We start from the raw sequence: 18,595 nt of genomic DNA, 5'->3' as shown, positions 1-18,595 counted from the left end.
GCAACGCGCGCCGCGGTGCGCTTACGCGCCCGTGCTGCCGGTCGCGCGATGCGCGATCACGTTCGGCGCGTCGCCGCGCACGCCGAAGCGTGCGATCAGCGCGGGAATCGCGTCGGCCGGCACCGGTCGCGAGAACAGGAAGCCTTGCGCCTCGATCTCGCCGAGCGCGGCGAGCCACGTGATCTGCTCCTCGGTTTCCGTGCCTTCGACGACGACGGTCAGGCCGAGCGAGCGCGCGAGATGCACGATCGACGACACCATCACGCACACGCTGCGATCGTTCGGAATCGCCTGCACGAACGAGCGGTCGACCTTCAGCGTGTCGACGGAGAAGCGGTGCAGGTACGACAGCGACGAATAGCCGGTACCGAAATCGTCGAGCGCGATTCGGATGCCGAGCTTCTTCAGCGCGACGATCTTCTCGGACACGAGCTCCGGATATTCCATCATCGCGGTCTCGGTGATCTCGATCTCGAGCCGGTTCGCGTCGATGCCGGTGTCCTGTAGCGCCTGCGAGATCGTCTCGATCAGGTCGCCGCGCCAGAACTGCACCGGCGAGATGTTGACCGCGAGCGTCAGCGTGTCGTGGCCGTCGTCGCGCCAGCGCGCGATCTGCTCGCAGGCGGTGCGGATCACGAAGTCGCCGATCGGCACGATCAGGCCGGTCGATTCGGCGATCGAAATGAATTCGTTCGCGGAGATGACGCCGTGCTCCGGATGATCCCAGCGCGCGAGCGCCTCGAAACCGGTGATGTGGCGGTGCGTGAGGTCGATCTTCGGCTGGTACGCGAGGAACAACTGCCCCTCGGCGAGCGCGACGCGCAGTTGCTGCTCCCAGCGCATCAGGTGGTCGGCGCGGTGCGACAGGTGCGGCGCATAGAACTGGTAGCAGTTCTTGCCGGCGTCCTTCGCGCTGTACATCGCGAGATCGGCCTTCTTCAGCAGGTCGATCTCGCTCTCGTTCGCCACCGTGTGCAGCGCGATGCCGATGCTCGCATGCAGCACGAACGAGCTGCCGCGCACGTCGAACGGTTCGCCGAACATCCGGATGATCGCTTCCGCGAGTCGCACCGCGCGCCGCTCCACGTCGTCGCCCTTCATCACCACGACGAATTCGTCGCCGCCGATGCGCGCGAGCGAGCCTTCGTCGCCGACCGCATCGGACAGGCGCGACGCGGTCATCTGCAGCACGATGTCGCCGGCGTTGTGGCCGAGCGTGTCGTTGACGGTCTTGAAGTTGTCGAGATCGATGAACAGCAGCCCGAGCCGCGACAGGCTCGCCGGCATCGACACGTCGTTGCGCAACCCGCGCAGCGTCGCATAGCGGTTCGCGAGGCCGGTGAGCAGGTCGTACTCGGCGAGCTGCGTCATTTCGCGCTCACGGCCGAGCAGCTTGCCGATCAGGCCCGTCGCGACGCCGAAGAACGCGAGCATCGCGAGCGTGATGAAGCTCGTCATCAGCAGGTAGACGTTGCGCGTGTGGTAGTAGTCCGCGAATTCCTCGGTTTGCGACAGCCCGACCATCACCGCGAGCGGGTAGCCGTCGAGGTGGCGGTACGACACGATGCGCGTCACGCCGTCGATCGGGTCGATGATCGTGCCCGTCACGCGCTCGGCGATCGGGTAAACACCCGACGCGGAAAACGCGCCGGGCGCGTTGCTGACCGAGCCCGTGCGCCGCGCGAGCACCGTGCCGGTATCCGACACCACCGCGATCACGCCTTCCTTGCCGATCGCCGCGTTGTTGTAGAAGTCGTTGGTGAAGTAGCTCGGGTCTTCCGACACGACGACGATGCCCGCGAAGCTGCCGTCCGGGTTGTTCAGGCGCCGTGTCATCTGCAGCGTCCAGTGGCTCGACACGCGGCCGAGTACGGGCTTGCTGATGAACAGGCGGTCGTCGTTGTGCGCGAGGTGGACCTTGAAGTGCTCGCGGTCGGACAGGTTGATCGGCTGCGGATGCAGCTCGGCCGTGTTCGCGAACAGGATGCCCTTCGCGTTGACGAGCGACACCTGGATCAGCGTGTCGCTCGGCACGACGCCTTTCTCGACGGCGCTGGCGAGGTTGAAGCGGGCGGGCGACTTCTCGAATTCGAACTTGACGAAGCGGGTGATCTGGTCGACCTGGTGGATCGCCTTGACCGTATGCTGCTCGAGCGCGGAGGACAGGATCGCCGCGGAAGCCGCTGCTTCCTTGTACGCGCTGTCCTTTTCCACCGACAGACGCGCGATGATCACGGCCCACAGCAGCGCGAGCGCCAGCATCCCGAGCAGCGGGATCGCAAATAGCGCACGCCGGCGCGATTTGCGCGGCGCGCGTAGCGGCCGGGTCGGCGGCGTATGGTTGGACCGGGCGGAGCTCATCGAAGCGGGTGGCGTCCTGCTCGCGTGCGCCATCCGTCTGGATGGCTGATTATTGGTCGGGGTTGTCCCGACGTCTGTTCGTTCGCGGGACACGCAACCAGGGACAGACCTCCGAAACAACGGATTAGGCCCGATATTACTGGTTGGAACGTTTTTGCGATAGTTGGGCGAATCGTAGGGGGCGCCGGACGGGCCGGCGCCATCGCACATCGCGAAATGTCAGGCGGGTGACAGGAAAGTGCCGTCGACGACGGTGACGACCTGGCCGCCGATCCAGGTGGTGCCGTCTTCGTCATAGCTGACGAAGACGCGGCCGTCGCGGCCGATCGCCGTACCCTGGCGGGCCGTATACGACTGACCGGGGCGGCGTCCCTGCCGCGTCAGCAGCCCGGCGAGCGCGGCGTTCGCGCTGCCGGTGACGGGATCCTCGCCGAAGCCGAAATTGCCGCCCGTCATCAGGCAGCGGATTTCGAACGTCGCGGGGCCGCCTTCCGCGTGCGGCGCGTAGACGGCGACGCCGTCCGTGCCGTAGCGGTGCGTGAGCGCCGCCAGCGCGGCCGGATCGGGGGTCAGGCCGATGCAGGCATCGGCCGACTTCAGCCGCATGACCAGCCATGGCGCGCCGTTGTCGACCGCGCACGGCTCGGCATCCAGGTCGAGCGCGTCGCTGCGCAACGCGGCAGCCAGCGCCGCGTAGTCCGAGCGGTCGAGCGGCGTGACGCGTGCCGGCGGCGCGGCGAACGCCCAGCCGTCGGCCTGCTCGCGCAGCGCGACCCGGCCGACCCCGCACTGCTGGATCAGCCGGCCCGGCGTGCGCGGCCGCGCGCCGCTTTCCAGGAACGCATGCGCGGTGCCCAGCGTCGGGTGGCCGGCGAACGGCAGTTCGCCCTCCGTCGTGAAGATCCGGACGCGGTAGTCGGCTTCCGGATCGGTCGGCGTGCAGAGGAACGTCGTTTCCGACAGGTTCGTCCAGCGGGCGATCGCGAGCATGTGGTCGTCGCCGAGCGAATCGGCGTCGAACACCACGGCGAGCGCGTTGCCCTTGAACGGTACCGACGTGAACACGTCGACCTGCTTGAAACGGACGAGACGGCCGGGCATCGTGCTGCGTTCGTTACGCAACTTCGGCGATCAGCTCGATCTCGACGCACGCGCCGAGCGGGATCTGCGCGACGCCGAACGCCGAGCGCGCGTGCTTGCCGGCGTCGCCGAACACTTCGGCGATCAGTTCCGACGCGCCGTTCGTCACGACGTGCTGTTCGGTGAAGTCGAGCGTCGAGTTGACGAGGCTCATCAGCTTGACGATGCGCGTGACCTTGTTCAGGTCGCCGGTGTGCGCGTGCAGCGTCGCGAGCAGGTCGATCGCGATCGAGCGGGCGGCGGCCTTGCCGTCTTCCGTCTGCAGATCCGCGCCGAGCTTGCCGGCCCAGACCTTGCCGTCCTTCTTCGCGATGTGGCCCGACAGGAACACCGTGTTGCCGGTTTGCGCGCTCATCACGTAGGCGGCGGCCGGTGCGCCGGCGGTCGGGAGCTCGATGCCGAGCGACTTCAGCTTGTCGTAGACGTTAGCCATGGATTCGATTCCTCGTAGAGAGTCGTGACAGGAAAAAAGGGGATCAGAGACGTTCGCGCAGCAGCTTGCCGAGGCGCGCGACGCCTTCCTCGATCTTCTCGGGAGGCACCGTCACGAACGACAGCCGCAGCGTGTTCTGCTGCGCGTTGTCCGCGAAGAACGGCGCGCCCGGCACGAACGCGACGTGGTTGTCGACGGCCGTGGCGAGCAGCTTCATGCTGTCGATCTGCGCGGGCAGGTTCACCCAGATGAACATCCCGCCTTCCGGGCGGTTCCACGTGACGCCTTCCGGCATGTCGCGCTCGAGCGCGCCGAGCATCGCGTCGCACTGCGCGCTGTACAGCTCACGGATCGTCGGGATGTGCTCGTCGAGGAAACCGTCCTTGATCACTTCGTGCGCGATGCGCTGCGTGAGCGTCGGCGTGTGCAGGTCGGTGGCCTGCTTGGCCTGCACGAGCTTGAAGTGGAGTTCCTCGGGCGCAATGATGTAGCCGATCCGCAGGCCCGGTGCGAGCACCTTCGAGAACGTGCCGAGGTGCACGATGTGATCGGGCGCCATCGACAGCATCGTCGGCAGCGGCTCGCCGCGGTAGTTCAGCGCGCCGTACGGATCGTCTTCCAGCACCGGGAACGGGCTCGACTGCGCGAACGCGGCGAGCGCGCGGCGGCGTTCGACGGGCAGGCGGCGGCCGGTCGGGTTCTGGAAGTTCGGCTGCGCGTACAAGAGGCGCGCGCCTTGCGTGAGTTCGGGCGTGAGGCCGTCCGGCAGCAGGCCCTGCTCGTCGGTCGGCACCTGCACGTAGCGCGGCTCGTACAGCGAGAACGACTGCAGCGCGCCGAGGTAGGTCGGGGTTTCGACGAGGATCGGGCTGCCCGGATCGACGAGCGCCTTGCCGAGCAGGTCGAGCGCCTGCTGCGAGCCGGTCGTGATCAGCACCTGCGACACGCGCACGCTGTAGCGCTCGGCGATCCATTCGCGCAGCGGCAGGTAGCCTTCGGTCGCGCTGTACTGGAGCGCGGCGGCCGGCGCGTCGCGCAGCACGCGATCGGCCGCCGCGCGCATGCGCTCGGCCGGGAACGTGGCAGGGGCGGGCAGGCCGCCGGCGAACGAGATGACCTCGGGGCGTTCCGTGACCTTCAGGATTTCGCGGATGGCAGAGCTCGTCAGCTTGCGTGCGCGTTCGGAAAGCTGCCAGTGCGGCGGATGCAGGTCGCTCGGATTCATAGTCTCCTCGTTCGGATATCGTGGTCAGTCAAGAAAGGTCGTTCGGGCAAATCGCGTCGACGCCGCCGGGTGGGCAGGCACGAGCGCGATCGAGCCTTCGCGGCCGGGTGGGCAAACCGATCAGGCAAAACGTCCATTATGGCGCAGCTGTTCAGCCGGCGCGAGCCGGTTGCGCGGCGGTGGCGACCGCCGAGCGGCGCCCGAGCACCACGGTGGCGATCACCGCGGCCGCGAACAGCCACGTCGACGGCGTCACCGTTTCGCCGAACAGCAGCGCGGAAAAGGCAATCGTGAAGAAAATCTGCAGCAGTTGCACCTGGCCGACGCGCGCGATGCCGCCCATCGCGAGCCCCGCGTACCACGCGAAAAAGCCGATGAATTGCGAAAAGAGGGTCACGTAGCCGAACGCGAGCCACGTGCGCAGCGCGAGCGGGCCCGGATGCGCGGCATGCTGCGTCCACGCGAGCCAGCCGACCGGCAGCACGAGGAACGGCGCGGACACGACGAGCGCCCAGCAGATCACCTGCCAGCCGCCGATCTGGCGCGCGAGCCGCGCGCCTTCCGCATAACCGAGCGCACCGATGCCGACCGCGACGAGCATCAGCGCGTCGCCGGCCTGCACCGTGCCGCCGCCGTCGCGCAGCGCGAACGCGATCACGAGCGCGCTGCCGGCCACCGCGCTGGCCCAGAACGCCTTCGACGGCCGCTCGTGCGACAGCCAGGCCGCATACAGCGCGACGAACAGCGGCTGCAGGCCGTTGACCACCGCGCCGTGCGAAGCCGGTACGGTTTTCATCGCCCATGCGGAGAACACCGGGTACGCGATGATCACGCCGAGCGACGTGGTCGCGAGGCTTTTCAGCTGCGCGCGGGTCGGCAGCGGCTCGCGGCGCCACCACAGCAGCAGGCCGGCCGGCACCGCGGCGGCGAGCGCGCGGCCGAGCCCGTTGAGCAGCGGATGGAGTTCGGAGACGACGATCCGCGTCATCGGCAGCGTCAGGCTGAAGATCATCACGCCGATGAGGCCGAGCAGCATGCCCCGGGTTTCGCGCGAATTCATGAAGTGGGTGTCTCCGTGTTGCCGGTATTAGATGTAGTCGGGGGCGGCGTGGCGCTCAGCGCAGCGTGCGTGCGCCCTGCGGCGTGTCGAATTCGGCGACCAGCGCGGGCGGGCCGTCGATGGTTTCGAGGTCGAGCAGGTGGGCGGCGCCGAGCCAGTCGAGCTGTTCGCGGAGCGCGTCCGCGCGCGGGTGGGCGCCCTTGAGCGCCTTCAGCGCGATGCCGTCGCCCGGCAGCGATTCGGCCGGGTGGCGCGCGCTGTCCCACTGGATCAGCGAAGGCAGGAGGCCGTCGCCCGCGCCTTGCCATGCGGGGAACGCGCCGTCGTCGGGCACGGTGAGGCCCCAGCTCAGGTCGCCGCGCCGCATCGCGACGACCGGCGGGATGCGCGCCGGGTACTGGCTCTGCCACAGCGCGAGCTGGCGCGGACGATCGACCCGCGCGACCCAGTGCGCGAGAAACGGGCCTTGCGCAAGCCGCGCGTGCATGGCCGGATCGTCGAGCCCGAACAGCCGCGCGTGCGGCGGTTCGGCGCCGGCGTTCGGTGCAGGCGCATCGGGATCGATCGCGATCACTTCGAGGTAGAGCCCGCCCCACACGCCGAACAGCGCATTGTGGGTCCGCATCAGCGGGTGGCGGCCGCCGCCGGCAGGTTCGATGCCGAGCGCGTCGGCGACGTGGCGGACGCCTTCGTCGAGCGTGCGCGCGGCGATCACGAGATGGTCGAGTGTCAGGGAGCGGGCTGGCATGAACGTCGGTCGGGAAGCGAAAGTGTCATGGTGGGCAGGCGATGCGCCGGGCGGTGGCCGGACCGGCCGGCATACCGGCCGCGATGCGGGCCGGTAGGCGCGGTGCCAGGTGCGGCGGGGCCGGAACGGTGGCCGCACGGTCGCCATTCCGGTCAACTGTAATCGTCGCTACCGGCACAGTAACGGTACAATCGGCGCGATAGCCTTCGGTACAGTTGGAGCTGCCGCCCATGTCCACCGTCCCACTCGCCCAGATTCCCGTGCCGCACGACACGGCCACGCTCACGCTCGTCGACCAGCTTGTCCAGTGGGCGCGACGGCGCATCGACGAACGCGTGTTCCGGCCCGGCATGCGGATGCCGTCGATCCGCAAGCTCGCGCTCGACAAGAGCGTGTCGCGCTTCACCGTCGTCGAGGCGTACGAGCGTCTCGTCGCACAGGGTTACCTCGACTCGCGGCGCGGCTCGGGCTTCTACGTGCGCGAGCGCACGGCCGCCGGCCCGCAGCCGGCCGACGGCGTCGCACGCGTGGCCGAGGCCGCGCCGGTGCACAACACGATCGACGTCGTCTGGCTGCTGCGCAACATGCTGCATACCGTCAGCCCGGAAAAGGGGCCGGGTCTCGGCTATCTGCCGGGCCGCTGGCTCGACGGCGAACTGATCACCGGCGCGCTGCGCGCGCTCGGGCGGCAGTCCGGCGCGCAGATGCTCGGCTTCGGCACCGCGCAGGGCTTCCTGCCGCTGCGCCAGCAACTGCAGACGCGCCTCGCCGAAGTGGAGATCGGCGCGAAGCCCGAACAGATCGTGCTGGTGTCGGGGATCACGCAGGCGATCGACCTGATCGCGCGGATCTACGTGAAGCCCGGCGATGCGGTGATCGTCGGCGATCCGGCCTGGTTCCAGATGTTCGGGCGCTTCGCGGCGCAGGGCGCGCAGCTCGTCGGGATGCCGTACACGCCGGACGGCCCCGATCTCGACGCGCTCGAAACGCTCGTCCAGATGTGGCGGCCGAAGATGCTCGTGATCAATTCGGTGCTCCAGAACCCGACCGGCACGTCGCTGTCGGCCGCGCAGGCGTTCCGGATCCTGAAGCTCGCGGAGGCATACGACTTCCTCGTCGTCGAGGACGACGTGTACGGCGACCTGTGCCCGCCGAGCTATCCGGCCACGCGCCTCGCGAGCCTCGACCAGTTGAAGCGCGTGATCTACCTCGGCAGCTATTCGAAGACGCTCGCGGCGAACCTGCGGGTCGGCTATGTCGCGTGCGCGCCGGAGATCGCGAAGGCGCTCACCGACCAGAAGATGCTGGTGGGGATGACGACGCCCGAGCTCAACGAGCGCGTGCTGTACAAGATCCTGACCGAAGGGCATTACCGGCGCCACGTCGAGCGGCTGCGCGCGCGGCTCGACGGCGTGCGCGACAAGACCGCGCGGATGCTCGAGCGCACGGGGCTCGGCCTGTTCACGATGCCGGCGGCCGGGATGTTCCTGTGGGCCGACACGGGCGTCGATTCGGACGCGCTCGCGGCGGTCGCGCACGAGGCCGGTTTTTTGCTGACGCCGGGCAGCCTGTTCTCGCCGCAGCAATCACCGTCCACGTGGATGCGCTTCAACGTCGCGAACTGCGGCGATCCCGCGTTGCCGGCGCTGCTGTCACGCTATATCGATTCGGCCGTGCGCCGCGCATCGTGACGCGGCGCGGCACGCCCGCCCTTGAAATCGGGCGTGCCGCCTCCAGATACGCGCGCAAACCGCTAGCGCCGGGCGGTCGCCTTTCACGGGCCGGCCGGCATCGCGCGCCGGGCGCTCGCGGCACCCCATTCAAGTTCAAGTAAGAGGAAACAGCATCCATGGCACATGAAACGATGAGCTTTCAGGCAGAGGTCAAGCAACTCCTCCACCTGATGATCCATTCGCTCTACAGCAACAAGGAAATCTTCCTGCGCGAACTGGTGTCGAACGCGTCCGACGCGGCCGACAAGCTGCGTTTCGAAGGGCTCGCGGACAACGCGCTGTACGAGAACGATCCCAACCTGCGCATCCGCATCGGCTACGACAAGGCCGCGCGCACGATCACGATCGACGACAACGGCATCGGCATGAGCCGCGACGAAGCGATCGCGAACCTCGGCACGATCGCGCGTTCGGGCACCAAGGAGTTCTTCACGAAGCTGTCCGGCGACCAGCAGAAGGATGCGGCGCTGATCGGCCAGTTCGGCGTCGGTTTCTACTCGGGCTTCATCGTCGCCGACAAGATCACGGTTGAAACGCGCCGCGCGGGCCTGCCGGCGAGCGAAGCCGTGCGCTGGGAAAGCGCGGGCGAGGGCGATTTCACGATCGACGCGATCGAGCGCGCGCAGCGCGGCACGACGATCACGCTGCACCTGCGCGAAGGCGAGGACGACCTGCTGTCGTCGCACCGGCTGAAGTCGATCATCCAGAAGTATTCCGACCACATCGCGCTGCCGATCCTGATGCAGAAGGAAGAATGGGATCAGGAAAAGGGCGAGATGGTCCTGAAGGACGAGGACGAGACCGTCAACCAGGCGAGCGCGTTGTGGACGCGGTCGAAGAGCGACGTCACCGACGAGCAGTACACGCAGTTCTACCAGCACATCGCGCACGACCACCAGGATCCGCTCACGTGGACGCATAACCGCGTCGAGGGCCGCAGCGAGTACACGCAACTGCTGTTCGTGCCGTCGCACGCGCCGTTCGACCTGTGGAACCGCGATTACCGCGGCGGCCTGAAGCTGTACGTGAAGCGCGTGTTCATCATGGACGACGCCGAGCAGCTGCTGCCGCAGTACCTGCGCTTCGTGAAGGGCGTCGTCGACTCGGCCGACCTGCCGCTGAACGTGTCGCGTGAAATCCTGCAGGAAAGCCGCGACGTGAAGGCGATCCGCGAAGGCGTGACGAAGCGCGCGCTGTCGATGCTCGAAGAGCTCGCGAACGCGGAAGAGGATGCCGGCAAGGAGAAGTACAAGACGTTCTGGAGCGCGTTCGGCCAGGTGCTGAAGGAAGGCCTCGGCGAGGATCACGCGAACCGCGAGCGCATCGCGAAGCTGCTGCGCTTCGCGTCGACGCACGGCGACACCGACGCGCAGGACGTGTCGCTCGCCGACTACGTGTCGCGCATGAAGCCCGAGCAGAGCAAGATCTACTACGTGACCGCCGATACGTGGCAGGCCGCGAAGAATAGCCCGCATCTGGAAGTGTTCCGCAAGAAGGGCGTCGAGGTGCTGCTGCTGACCGACCGCGTCGACGAATGGATGCTGTCGTTCCTGCACGAATTCGACGGCAAGCCGCTCGCGAGCGTGGCCCGCGGCGATCTCGATCTCGGCGAGCTGAACGACGAGGAGAAGAAGGCGCAGGAGCAGGCGGGCGAGGCGATCAAGCCGGTCGTCGAGAAGATGAAGGAAGCGCTCGGCGACAAGGTGAAGGAAGTGCGCGTCACGTTCCGTCTGACCGATTCGCCGTCGTGCCTCGTCGCGGACGACAACGACATGAGCGGCTACCTGCAGCGCATGCTGAAGGCGGCCGGCCAGAACGCGCCGGCGATGCAGCCGATCCTCGAGATCAACCCGGAGCACGCGCTCGTGAAGCAGCTGAATGCCGACAGCGCCGATTTCGGCGACTGGTGCCATCTGCTGTTCGACCAGGCGCTGCTCGCCGAAGGCGGCATGCTCGACGATCCGGCAAGCTTCGTGAAGCGGACCAACGCGCTGCTGCTGTCGCGCGCCGCGTGAACGCGCGGATGCGATTCGACGGCGGTCAGGCCGGCTGGCGCGAGACGCCGCGGCCTGGCTGCACGCTCGATCAGCGTGACTGGTTGACGCGCGGCGGATCGCTGACCGCGCACCTCGCGCGGCTCGGCCGCGTGAACGTGCGCGTGACGCGCGAGGCCGTCGACTGCCCGTGGTTCGACGAGCCGGACGCGCTCGCCAGTGCGCCGCGCGCGCCGATGTGGGTGCGCGAGGTGATCCTGTCGGTCGACGGCATGCCGTTCGTCGCCGCGCACAGCATCGCGCCGCTCGCGGCCAGCAAGGGTGTGTGGCAGGCGATGCGGCGGCTGCGCACGCGGCCGCTGGCGGAGCTGCTGTACAGCGATCCGCAGGTCGAGCGTTCGGCGCTCGTCAGCCGGCGCGTGATCGCCGGCCATCCGTTGTATGCGCTGGCGAGCCACGCGCTTGGCGCGGCGCGTGCGCCGCATTCGTTCGCCGCGCGGCGCTCGGTGTTCCAGCGTCACGGCAAGCCGTTGATGGTCACCGAGTGCATGCTGCCGGCGCTGTGGCGCCATCTCGATGCGCACGGCGACGGGCCGCGCTCGGGCGGGCCAGGCGGAGGCGCGTGATGTTGCGCGGGTTTCCGCCGGTCGTCGCTGCGAATACGCACACGATGATCCTCGGCAGTTTTCCTGGCGAGGCGTCGCTCGATGCCGCGCAGTACTACGCGCATCCGCGCAACCAGTTCTGGCGGCTGCTCGGCACGGTGCTCGGCGAGCACGGGCTGCACGAGTTCGCGTACGACGCGCGGCTCGAGCGTGTGCTGTCGCACGGGATCGGGATCTGGGATGTCTTGGCCGCGTGCCATCGCGAGGGCAGCCTCGATTCGGCGATCCGGCATGCGAAGCCGAACGATTTCGCGTCGTTGCGCGAGCATGCGCCGTTGCTCAAGCGCGTGTGTTTCAACGGCAAGACGGCGGGGCGGTTTGCGGAGGTGATCGGCGCGGCGGGGTACGACACGCTCGTGCTGCCTTCGTCGAGCCCGGCGAATGCGATGCTGACGTTCGAGCAGAAGCTTGCGCAGTGGCACGGGATTCGTGCCTGACGAATGGACGGATCGTTGCTTATTCGTCCTTGCCCCAGCGCCATGTCGGCTTTTCGCCTTTCAGCCAGCACACGATCGTGAGCGCGGCCACCAGCCCCACGATGCATGCCGCGAACGCCAGCGGTGATTGGGCGGGCGACACGTGCGTCGCAACCGCCACGATCCCGATCATGAAGAGCAGCAGCACGCCCCAGCCTTGCCACGCGACCGGCAACCCCCATCCCCAGCCGTAGCGTTTCGCCGGAAACCAGATCGTCTTGTGGTGCGAGGCCATGTGGCTCCTCGTTGTCTGATGATTGTTACGCTGACTTTTTGTTAGCGAGCGTGTCGCTGGCGGGCACTCATCGTATCGAGCAGGCGTTCCAGCCGTGCGAGCGCGTCGGATGACGAAACGTACTCGACCGTGCGTCGCGCCTCGTCGCGCGATGCAATGCCGCGTGCGATGAACGCGCTTTGAAGCCGGCGATACGCGATGCCGTCGCGGATTGATTGCTCGACGAAGCTCGACAGCGTTTCGCCGCCACGCAGGACGCGTTCGGCAACGGCGAGCAGTTCGGGTTCGATGGGGATGGGCTGACAAACGGTGGTCTTCATCGGGCGACTTCCACAAACACGATTTCAATGCATTGTCGTCCACGCGCAGCGATTGTGCACGTGACAGGCCAACGGTACGCAGTGGTGGATCGTTTCCGACAGCGACTATCGTCCCGCCAATGCTATCCTCTCGTCCGCTAAAACCAGCTTCACCCAGCGAGATTCACACATGACCCGACTGATCAAGCGCGCGTCCGCCGAGGCGCGCGCGTCCAAGCGCAGCAAGCCGTCCGCGTACAACGGCTCCGAAAAACTCCAGCCGCCGCGATTGAAGCGCCGCCCGGACATCGACGAGCACGACGACGTGCCCGTGCTCGAAGCGCCGCGCAAGCCGCGCTTCGCGCCCGTCACGTTCTCGGAAGAGGGCGGCGTGCGCTTCCTGCACTTCGGTACCGAATGGGTGCAGGGCGCGATGCGGATCTCGAAGCCGCTGCATATCGAACTCGAATACGCGCAGCAGATGATGGCGTGGCTGCTGTTCCTCGAAACGCCCGAGCGGATCGTCCAGCTCGGGCTCGGCACCGGCGCGCTGACCAAGTTCTCGCACCGCTTCCTGTCGCACGCGAAGGTCGAGGCCGTCGAGCTGAACCCGGCCGTGATCGTCGCCGCACGCACGATGTTCGCGCTGCCGCCCGACGATGCGCGTCTCGCCGTGCACGAAGCCGACGCCTGGGATTTCGTCAACGACCCGGCCAACCGCGGCACGACGGGCGCGATCCAGATCGACCTGTACGACGCGACCGCGCGCGGCCCCGTGCTCGACAGCGTCGCGTTCTACCGCGCGGTGCGCGGCTGCCTCGCCGATGCGGGCATCGCGACGATCAACCTGTTCGGCGATCATCCGAGCTTCGTGCGCAACATGAAGCACCTGAACGCGGCGTTCGATCACCGCGTGATCGCGCTGCCGGAAGTGCACGACGGCAACCGGATCGCGATCGCGTTCTCGGGCCCCGCGCTCGACGTGTCGTTCGCGCAGCTCGACGAACGCGCGAAGCTGATCGAGGACACGCTGAAGCTGCCCGCGCGCAAGTGGGTGAAAGCCTTGAAAGAAACGACCGGCGCACGCGACTCCGCGTTCGCGATCTGACGCTTCATGCACCGGCGGCATGCCGGTGCAACCACGCGTCAAGGGGCGGATCACCTCGGGTTCGCCCCTGCTTGACCGCGTGCGAGCGGCTCCTATACTGGCGCGAAGCCAGGGGAGCCGCAGCCTACCCGTTTTGCGCTCCTCTCGGCGCCGTACCCGCTCAACAAGATCGATAACCGGGAAAGATGAGGAGACGTCATGGCTCACGATGCCGACGCCAACCGGGCCGCCAAGCGCTGGCTCTGGCTGCTGGTACTGCCGCTGATTGCGATGGTCTGGGTACCGTCGTACAGCAAGATCGAACCGCAATGGTTGGGTTTTCCGTTTTTCTACTGGTACCAGCTGCTTTGGGTCTTCATTAGCGCGGTGATCACCGCGTTCGTGTACTTCAAGACCAAGAACGCGTGGAAGGCGAGCGGCCCGCAGGGAGGTGCGCGATGAATCTCGGCGCAACCTTCGTCTTCGTGCTGCTGTTCATCGGCGTCACGATCATCGGTTTCCTGGCCGCGAACTGGCGGCGCGGCGATCTCGCCCATCTCGACGAATGGGGCCTCGGCGGCCGCCGCTTCGGCACGATCGTCACATGGTTCCTGCTCGGCGGCGACCTCTACACGGCCTACACGTTCGTCGCGGTGCCCGCGCTCGTGTTCGGCGCCGGCGCGATGGGCTTCTTCGCGCTGCCCTACACGATCCTGATCTATCCGTTCGCGTTCGTCGTGTTTCCTAAGCTGTGGAGCATCGCGAAGCGGCACGGCTACGTGACGTCCGCCGACTTCGTCAACGCGCGCTACGGCAGCCGGATGCTCGCGCTCGCGATCGCTGTGACGGGCATCGTCGCGACGATGCCGTACATCGCGCTGCAGCTCGTCGGCATCGAGGTGGTGATCGGCGCGCTCGGCTTCGACACGACCGGCTTCGTCGGCGACCTGCCGCTGATCATCGCGTTCGCGATCCTCGCCGCGTACACGTACACATCGGGCCTGCGCGCGCCCGCGATGATCGCGATCGTCAAGGACATCCTGATCTACATCACGATCGCCGCGGCGGTCATCGTGATCCCGGCGAAGCTCGGCGGCTTCGGGCACATCTTCGCGAGCGTGCCGCCCGCGAAGCTGCTGCTGAAGGCGCCCGACGCGATGAGCCTGAACGGCTACAGCGCGTACGCGACGCTCGCGATCGGCTCGGCGCTCGCGCTGTTCCTGTATCCGCACTCGGTGACGGCGATCCTGTCGTCGTCGTCCGGCAACTCGATCCGTCGCAACATGGCGATGCTGCCCGCGTATTCGTTCGTGCTCGGCCTGCTCGCGCTGCTCGGCTACATGGCGCTCGCATCGGGCGTGAAGGACATGCCGCAGTACGCGCCGTACTTCAAGGCGTTCGGCCCGAACTTCGCGGTGCCCGCGCTGTTCCTCCAGTATTTCCCGTCGTGGTTCGTCGGCGTCGCGTTCGCGGCGATCGGCATCGGCGCGCTGGTGCCGGCGGCCATCATGTCGATCGCGGCCGCGAACCTGTACACGCGCAACATTCACCGCGAGTTCGTGAACCGCAACATGTCGCACGAGCAGGAAACGCACGTCGCGAAGCTCGTGTCGCTGATCGTGAAGGTCGGCGCGGTGGCGTTCATCCTCGGGCTGCCGCTGACCTACGCGATCCAGCTGCAGCTGCTCGGCGGGATCTGGATCATCCAGACGCTGCCGGCGATCGTGCTCGGCCTGTACACGCGCGTGCTCGACCATCGCGGCCTGCTGGCCGGCTGGGCGGCCGGCATCGTATGCGGCACGTGGATGGCGATCTCGCTGAAGCTGGCCGGATCGATCTTCACGATCCACCTGTTCGGTCTCGCGATTCCCGGCTATGCAGCCGTGTGGTCGCTGATCGTGAACCTGGTGGTGGCGGTGGTGGTGAGCGTGCTGGTGCGCGTGATGGGCATGGCGCATGCGGAGGATCGCACGCGGCCGGAGGATTATCTCGACGTGGTGGAAGGCTGACGCCGCCTGCACGGCCACGCAATGAAAAAGCCCGCCACCGGCAAGGTGGCGGGCTTTGTTTTTCGCGTTATCCCTGCGCGCGCTCCGCGAGGTTCTCGCGCTGCGACAGGTCTTCGACGTTGACCATCCAGTGCACACCGAAACGATCCTTCGCCATCCCGAAGCCGAGCGCCCAGAACGTCTTGCCGAACGGCATCGTCACTTCGCCGCCGTCGGCGAGCGCATTGAACAGCTTCTGGCCTTCCTCGACCGTCGCCGGGTTCAGCGACAGCGAATAGCCGGCGTGCACGCCGCCGCCGGGCTGGCTGCAGTCGCCGTCCGAGCACATGATCATCGACTCGCCGATCGTGAAGCTCGCGTGCATCACCTTGTCGGCCATCTCCGGCGTCATCGGGTAGTCGGGATTCGGCGGTGCGTCCTTGAAGTGCATCTTGAACATCGTCTTCGCCCCGAGTGCCTTTTCGTAGAACTGAAGGGCTTCGTCGGCGCGACCGTAGAACGTCAGGTACGGTTGGACTTGCATCGTTGTCTCCTGTATTGAGGGGACCGGCCTGCGCTTCCGCGCGGGTTCGGCGTCGTACAAGACTGACTGGAAAGGGGGCCTCGGGAAGCGGCCGACGCACCCGTGACGTGGATTGTAGTGCGCGTGCTTGACGATGGAATGAAAATAAAAACGGCCGCGAACATGACGTTCGCGGCCGTGTGCGGCGTGCGTGCTGACGGCTGTTGCCAGTGTTGCTGACAGCCGCTGACGCTTGTCGTGGCTCAGCGGCTCAGCGGCTCAGCGCAGCGAGTCGATCAGCTTCTCGAGCTTCACCGCATCGGCGGCGAATACGCGGATGCCCTCGGCGAGCTTCTCGGTCGCCATCGCGTCGTCGTTCAGCTGGAAGCGGAACGCGGCCTCGTCGATCGCCACACGCGCGGCGGGCTTGTCCTGCAGCGCTTCCGGCGACAGCTTGCGCGTGACCGTTTCGTTGCTGTCCTGCAGCTTCTGCAGCAAATCGGGACTGATCGTCAGCAGGTCGCAGCCGGCGAGCTCGGTGATCTGGCTGGTCGTGCGGAAGCTCGCGCCCATCACTTCGGTCGTGTAGCCGAACGTCTTGTAGTACGTGTAGATGCGGCGCACCGACTGCACGCCCGGATCGTTCGCACCTCCGTCCTTCTCCTCATTCCACTCGGCGCCGGCCTGCTTCTTGTACCAGTCGTAGATGCGGCCGACGAACGGCGAGATCAGCTGCGCGCCGGCTTCCGCGCAGGCGGCGGCCTGCACGAGCGAGAAAAGCAGGGTCATGTTGCACTTGATCCCTTCCTTCTGCAGCACTTCGGCCGCGCGGATGCCTTCCCACGTCGACGCGAGCTTGATCAGGATGCGCTCGCGGCCGATGCCGGCTGCTTCGTACAGCTTGATGAGTTCGCGGCCCTTGTCGATCGAGCGCTGCGTGTCGAACGACAGGCGGGCGTCGACCTCGGTCGACACGCGGCCCGGGATCAGCTTCAGGATCTCGGTGCCGAATGCGATCAGCAGGCGGTCGATGATGAAATCGGTGCTTTCGTTGCGATGATCGCGGACGGTTTTCTCGAGGATCGGCTTGTACGCATCCTTCTGGACGGCCTTCAGGATCAGCGACGGGTTCGTGGTCGCGTCCTGCGGCTGGTATTGCGCAAGCTGCTGGAAATCGCCCGTGTCGGCGACGACGGTCGTGTACTGCTTCAGCTGGTCGAGTGCGGTAGTCATGGCGATTCGGAAGAAGGGCGCAAGGCGCCGGGTTCTCACGGGCCGCGCGAACGCGGCGGCGAAGCGAGGCGGCGCCGGGCACCGCCTCCGATCCGCTATTCTAGGCCCGATTCGTGTCGGGCACGTTCCGGCGTGTCCGATGGCCGCAGCGGCGGGCGCCGTGCCGCGTCACGCGGGGCGGCGCGCGTTCAGGATCACCTGCGTGACGATCCCCGCGACGAGCCCCCAGAATGCCGAGCCGATCGACAGCAGCGTGAGGCCCGACGCGGTGACCATGAACGTGACGAGCGCGGCTTCGCGCTGCTTCACCTCCTGCATCGCGTTCGCGAGGCCGCTGATGATCGAGCCGAACAGCGCGAGCGCGGCGACCGACACGACGAGCGCCTTCGGCAGCGCCGCGAATAGTGCGGCGATCGTCGCGCCGAAGATCCCCGCGACCAGGTAGAACGTGCCGCACCACACGGCGGCCGTGTAGCGTTTCGCACGATCCTCGTGCGCTTCCGGGCCGGTGCAGATCGCGGCCGTGATCGCCGCGAGGTTGACGCCGTGCGAGCCGAACGGCGCGAGCAGCAGCGACGCGAGGCCGGTGGTCGCGATCAGCGGCGACGACGGGGTCTGATAACCGTCCGCGCGCAGCACCGCGATGCCCGGCACGTTCTGCGACGCCATCGCGACGACGAACAGCGGAATGCCGATGCTGACGATCGACGCGATCGAGAACGCGGGCATCGTGAACACGGGCTTCGCGAACGCGATGTGAAAGCCGCTGAAGTCGAGCAGGCCGAGACCGCCGGCGACTACCGTGCCGACGATCAGCGTCGTGACGATCGCATAGCGCGGCGCGAACCGCTTGACGATCAGGTACGTGAAGAACATCGCGAGCACGAGCGCCGTCTGGAACTGCGCGGCACGGAAGATCTCGATGCCGATCTCGAACAGGATGCCCGCGAGCAGCGCGGCTGCGATGCCGGCCGGAATCTTGCGCATCAGCGTGTCGAACAGCCCGCTCACGCCGACGGCCGTCAGCAGCACCGCGCAGACGACGAATGCGCCGATTGCCTCGGGGTAGGGCACGCCGGGCAGCGAGGCGATCAGCAGCGCGGCGCCGGGCGTCGACCACGCGACGACGACGGGCGCGCGAAAGCGCAGCGACAGGCCGATCGTCGTCAGCGCCATGCCGATCGACAGCGCCCAGATCCACGACGAGATCTGCGCATCGGTGAGGTGGGCGGCGCGGCCGGCCTGGAACATCAGCACGAGCGAACTCGTATAGCCCGTCATCATCGCGACGAAGCCGGCGACGAGGGCCGAGACGGACGTATCGGCGAAAAAGCGGCGGCCGCCGGCGCGGCTGGCGCTCGCGGTGGGCGAGGGGTTCATGCTATCTCCGGGGGG

Annotated in this window: 18 protein-coding genes; 7 read left to right on the top strand and 11 right to left on the bottom strand. The window is 67.3% G+C overall.

Annotated elements, in window-relative coordinates; translation table 11 throughout:
• Positions 1-21: 21 nt before the first annotated feature.
• The 6 genes from CFB43_RS13235 to CFB43_RS13205 form a co-directional block, all read right to left on the bottom strand.
• Positions 22-2,361, bottom strand: coding sequence for a bifunctional diguanylate cyclase/phosphodiesterase (locus CFB43_RS13235; protein WP_089495388.1), 2,340 nt, complete (start codon positions 2,359-2,361; stop codon positions 22-24).
• Between the two features lie 219 nt (positions 2,362-2,580).
• Positions 2,581-3,462 (bottom strand): PhzF family phenazine biosynthesis protein, encoded by an 882-nt coding sequence (locus CFB43_RS13225; RefSeq protein WP_089495387.1) that lies wholly within the window; start codon positions 3,460-3,462, stop codon positions 2,581-2,583.
• A 13-nt stretch (positions 3,463-3,475) separates the two neighbouring features.
• Positions 3,476-3,934 (bottom strand): RidA family protein, encoded by a 459-nt coding sequence (locus CFB43_RS13220; RefSeq protein ID WP_011352811.1) that lies wholly within the window; start codon positions 3,932-3,934, stop codon positions 3,476-3,478.
• A 43-nt stretch (positions 3,935-3,977) separates the two neighbouring features.
• Complete coding sequence (locus tag CFB43_RS13215) at positions 3,978-5,159, bottom strand: aminotransferase-like domain-containing protein (protein ID WP_089495386.1); 1,182 nt, start codon at positions 5,157-5,159, stop codon at positions 3,978-3,980.
• A 151-nt stretch (positions 5,160-5,310) separates the two neighbouring features.
• Positions 5,311-6,219: a DMT family transporter gene (locus tag CFB43_RS13210; RefSeq protein ID WP_089495385.1), complete on the bottom strand. Its 909-nt coding sequence runs from the start codon at positions 6,217-6,219 to the stop codon at positions 5,311-5,313.
• Positions 6,220-6,274: 55 nt separating this feature from the next.
• Complete coding sequence (locus CFB43_RS13205) at positions 6,275-6,967, bottom strand: VOC family protein (protein WP_089495384.1); 693 nt, start codon at positions 6,965-6,967, stop codon at positions 6,275-6,277.
• Positions 6,968-7,197: 230 nt separating this feature from the next.
• On the opposite strand from CFB43_RS13205, the gene CFB43_RS13200 reads away from it, so the two are divergent.
• The 4 genes from CFB43_RS13200 (at position 7,198) to CFB43_RS13185 (ending at position 11,796) form a co-directional block, all read left to right on the top strand.
• Entirely contained in the window at positions 7,198-8,658 is a 1,461-nt protein-coding gene (locus tag CFB43_RS13200; protein ID WP_089495383.1) for an aminotransferase-like domain-containing protein, read from the top strand.
• Between the two features lie 158 nt (positions 8,659-8,816).
• The gene (gene htpG, locus CFB43_RS13195) at positions 8,817-10,715 is read left to right on the top strand and encodes a molecular chaperone HtpG (RefSeq protein WP_089495382.1); all 1,899 of its coding nucleotides are present in this window, start codon (positions 8,817-8,819) and stop codon (positions 10,713-10,715) included.
• A gap of 8 nt (positions 10,716-10,723) precedes the next feature.
• Positions 10,724-11,320 carry a chorismate--pyruvate lyase family protein gene (locus CFB43_RS13190; protein WP_089495886.1) on the top strand — a complete coding sequence of 199 codons (597 nt, stop codon included), beginning with the start codon at positions 10,724-10,726 and terminating at the stop codon, positions 11,318-11,320.
• Positions 11,320-11,796 (top strand): DNA-deoxyinosine glycosylase, encoded by a 477-nt coding sequence (locus tag CFB43_RS13185; RefSeq protein WP_089431546.1) that lies wholly within the window; start codon positions 11,320-11,322, stop codon positions 11,794-11,796. Before CFB43_RS13190 ends, CFB43_RS13185 begins: the two co-directional genes overlap by 1 nt.
• A 19-nt stretch (positions 11,797-11,815) precedes the next feature.
• On the opposite strand, the gene CFB43_RS13180 is transcribed toward CFB43_RS13185, so the two are convergent.
• Complete coding sequence (locus CFB43_RS13180) at positions 11,816-12,070, bottom strand: hypothetical protein (RefSeq protein ID WP_089495381.1); 255 nt, start codon at positions 12,068-12,070, stop codon at positions 11,816-11,818.
• Positions 12,071-12,111: 41 nt separating this feature from the next.
• On the bottom strand, positions 12,112-12,390 hold the full coding sequence (locus CFB43_RS13175) for a YlcI/YnfO family protein (protein WP_089495380.1): 279 nt from the start codon (positions 12,388-12,390) through the stop codon (positions 12,112-12,114).
• 169 nt (positions 12,391-12,559) lie between these two features.
• On the opposite strand from CFB43_RS13175, the gene CFB43_RS13170 reads away from it, so the two are divergent.
• The 3 genes from CFB43_RS13170 to mctP all read left to right on the top strand — a co-directional run bounded on the left by CFB43_RS13170 (position 12,560) and on the right by mctP (position 15,465).
• Positions 12,560-13,477: a spermidine synthase gene (locus CFB43_RS13170; protein WP_089495379.1), complete on the top strand. Its 918-nt coding sequence runs from the start codon at positions 12,560-12,562 to the stop codon at positions 13,475-13,477.
• A 198-nt stretch (positions 13,478-13,675) separates the two neighbouring features.
• The gene (locus CFB43_RS13165) at positions 13,676-13,918 is read left to right on the top strand and encodes a DUF3311 domain-containing protein (protein ID WP_011352801.1); all 243 of its coding nucleotides are present in this window, start codon (positions 13,676-13,678) and stop codon (positions 13,916-13,918) included.
• Entirely contained in the window at positions 13,915-15,465 is a 1,551-nt protein-coding gene (gene mctP, locus CFB43_RS13160; protein ID WP_089426038.1) for a monocarboxylate uptake permease MctP, read from the top strand. Before CFB43_RS13165 ends, mctP begins: the two co-directional genes overlap by 4 nt.
• A 67-nt stretch (positions 15,466-15,532) precedes the next feature.
• Here the strand turns inward: mctP and CFB43_RS13155 are convergent, their stop codons facing one another.
• The 3 genes from CFB43_RS13155 to CFB43_RS13145 form a co-directional block, all read right to left on the bottom strand.
• Positions 15,533-15,988 (bottom strand): VOC family protein, encoded by a 456-nt coding sequence (locus CFB43_RS13155; protein WP_089426037.1) that lies wholly within the window; start codon positions 15,986-15,988, stop codon positions 15,533-15,535.
• A gap of 258 nt (positions 15,989-16,246) precedes the next feature.
• Entirely contained in the window at positions 16,247-17,200 is a 954-nt protein-coding gene (gene tal, locus CFB43_RS13150) for a transaldolase (protein WP_089473329.1), read from the bottom strand.
• A 168-nt stretch (positions 17,201-17,368) separates the two neighbouring features.
• Positions 17,369-18,580: a benzoate/H(+) symporter BenE family transporter gene (locus CFB43_RS13145; RefSeq protein ID WP_089495378.1), complete on the bottom strand. Its 1,212-nt coding sequence runs from the start codon at positions 18,578-18,580 to the stop codon at positions 17,369-17,371.
• Positions 18,581-18,595: the final 15 nt, after the last annotated feature.

The sequence above is a fragment of the Burkholderia sp. AU15512 genome (assembly GCF_002223325.1).
GTDB lineage: Bacteria > Pseudomonadota > Gammaproteobacteria > Burkholderiales > Burkholderiaceae > Burkholderia.
The sequence above is the reverse complement of the archived record's forward strand: the minus strand, read 5'-3'. Positions and strand labels throughout refer to the sequence as shown.

What these genes read in the sequence shown, in the direction of transcription:
- CFB43_RS13235 (WP_089495388.1), bottom strand. Translation starts at nt 2,361, where the DNA reads ATGAGCTCCGCCCGGTCCAACCATACGCCGCCGACCCGGCCGCTACGC.
- CFB43_RS13225 (WP_089495387.1), bottom strand. Translation starts at nt 3,462, where the DNA reads ATGCCCGGCCGTCTCGTCCGTTTCAAGCAGGTCGACGTGTTCACGTCG.
- CFB43_RS13220 (WP_011352811.1), bottom strand. Translation starts at nt 3,934, where the DNA reads ATGGCTAACGTCTACGACAAGCTGAAGTCGCTCGGCATCGAGCTCCCG.
- CFB43_RS13215 (WP_089495386.1), bottom strand. Translation starts at nt 5,159, where the DNA reads ATGAATCCGAGCGACCTGCATCCGCCGCACTGGCAGCTTTCCGAACGC.
- CFB43_RS13210 (WP_089495385.1), bottom strand. Translation starts at nt 6,219, where the DNA reads ATGAATTCGCGCGAAACCCGGGGCATGCTGCTCGGCCTCATCGGCGTG.
- CFB43_RS13205 (WP_089495384.1), bottom strand. Translation starts at nt 6,967, where the DNA reads ATGCCAGCCCGCTCCCTGACACTCGACCATCTCGTGATCGCCGCGCGC.
- CFB43_RS13200 (WP_089495383.1), top strand. Translation starts at nt 7,198, where the DNA reads ATGTCCACCGTCCCACTCGCCCAGATTCCCGTGCCGCACGACACGGCC.
- htpG (WP_089495382.1), top strand. Translation starts at nt 8,817, where the DNA reads ATGGCACATGAAACGATGAGCTTTCAGGCAGAGGTCAAGCAACTCCTC.
- CFB43_RS13190 (WP_089495886.1), top strand. Translation starts at nt 10,724, where the DNA reads ATGCGATTCGACGGCGGTCAGGCCGGCTGGCGCGAGACGCCGCGGCCT.
- CFB43_RS13185 (WP_089431546.1), top strand. Translation starts at nt 11,320, where the DNA reads ATGTTGCGCGGGTTTCCGCCGGTCGTCGCTGCGAATACGCACACGATG.
- CFB43_RS13180 (WP_089495381.1), bottom strand. Translation starts at nt 12,070, where the DNA reads ATGGCCTCGCACCACAAGACGATCTGGTTTCCGGCGAAACGCTACGGC.
- CFB43_RS13175 (WP_089495380.1), bottom strand. Translation starts at nt 12,390, where the DNA reads ATGAAGACCACCGTTTGTCAGCCCATCCCCATCGAACCCGAACTGCTC.
- CFB43_RS13170 (WP_089495379.1), top strand. Translation starts at nt 12,560, where the DNA reads ATGACCCGACTGATCAAGCGCGCGTCCGCCGAGGCGCGCGCGTCCAAG.
- CFB43_RS13165 (WP_011352801.1), top strand. Translation starts at nt 13,676, where the DNA reads ATGGCTCACGATGCCGACGCCAACCGGGCCGCCAAGCGCTGGCTCTGG.
- mctP (WP_089426038.1), top strand. Translation starts at nt 13,915, where the DNA reads ATGAATCTCGGCGCAACCTTCGTCTTCGTGCTGCTGTTCATCGGCGTC.
- CFB43_RS13155 (WP_089426037.1), bottom strand. Translation starts at nt 15,988, where the DNA reads ATGCAAGTCCAACCGTACCTGACGTTCTACGGTCGCGCCGACGAAGCC.
- tal (WP_089473329.1), bottom strand. Translation starts at nt 17,200, where the DNA reads ATGACTACCGCACTCGACCAGCTGAAGCAGTACACGACCGTCGTCGCC.
- CFB43_RS13145 (WP_089495378.1), bottom strand. Translation starts at nt 18,580, where the DNA reads ATGAACCCCTCGCCCACCGCGAGCGCCAGCCGCGCCGGCGGCCGCCGC.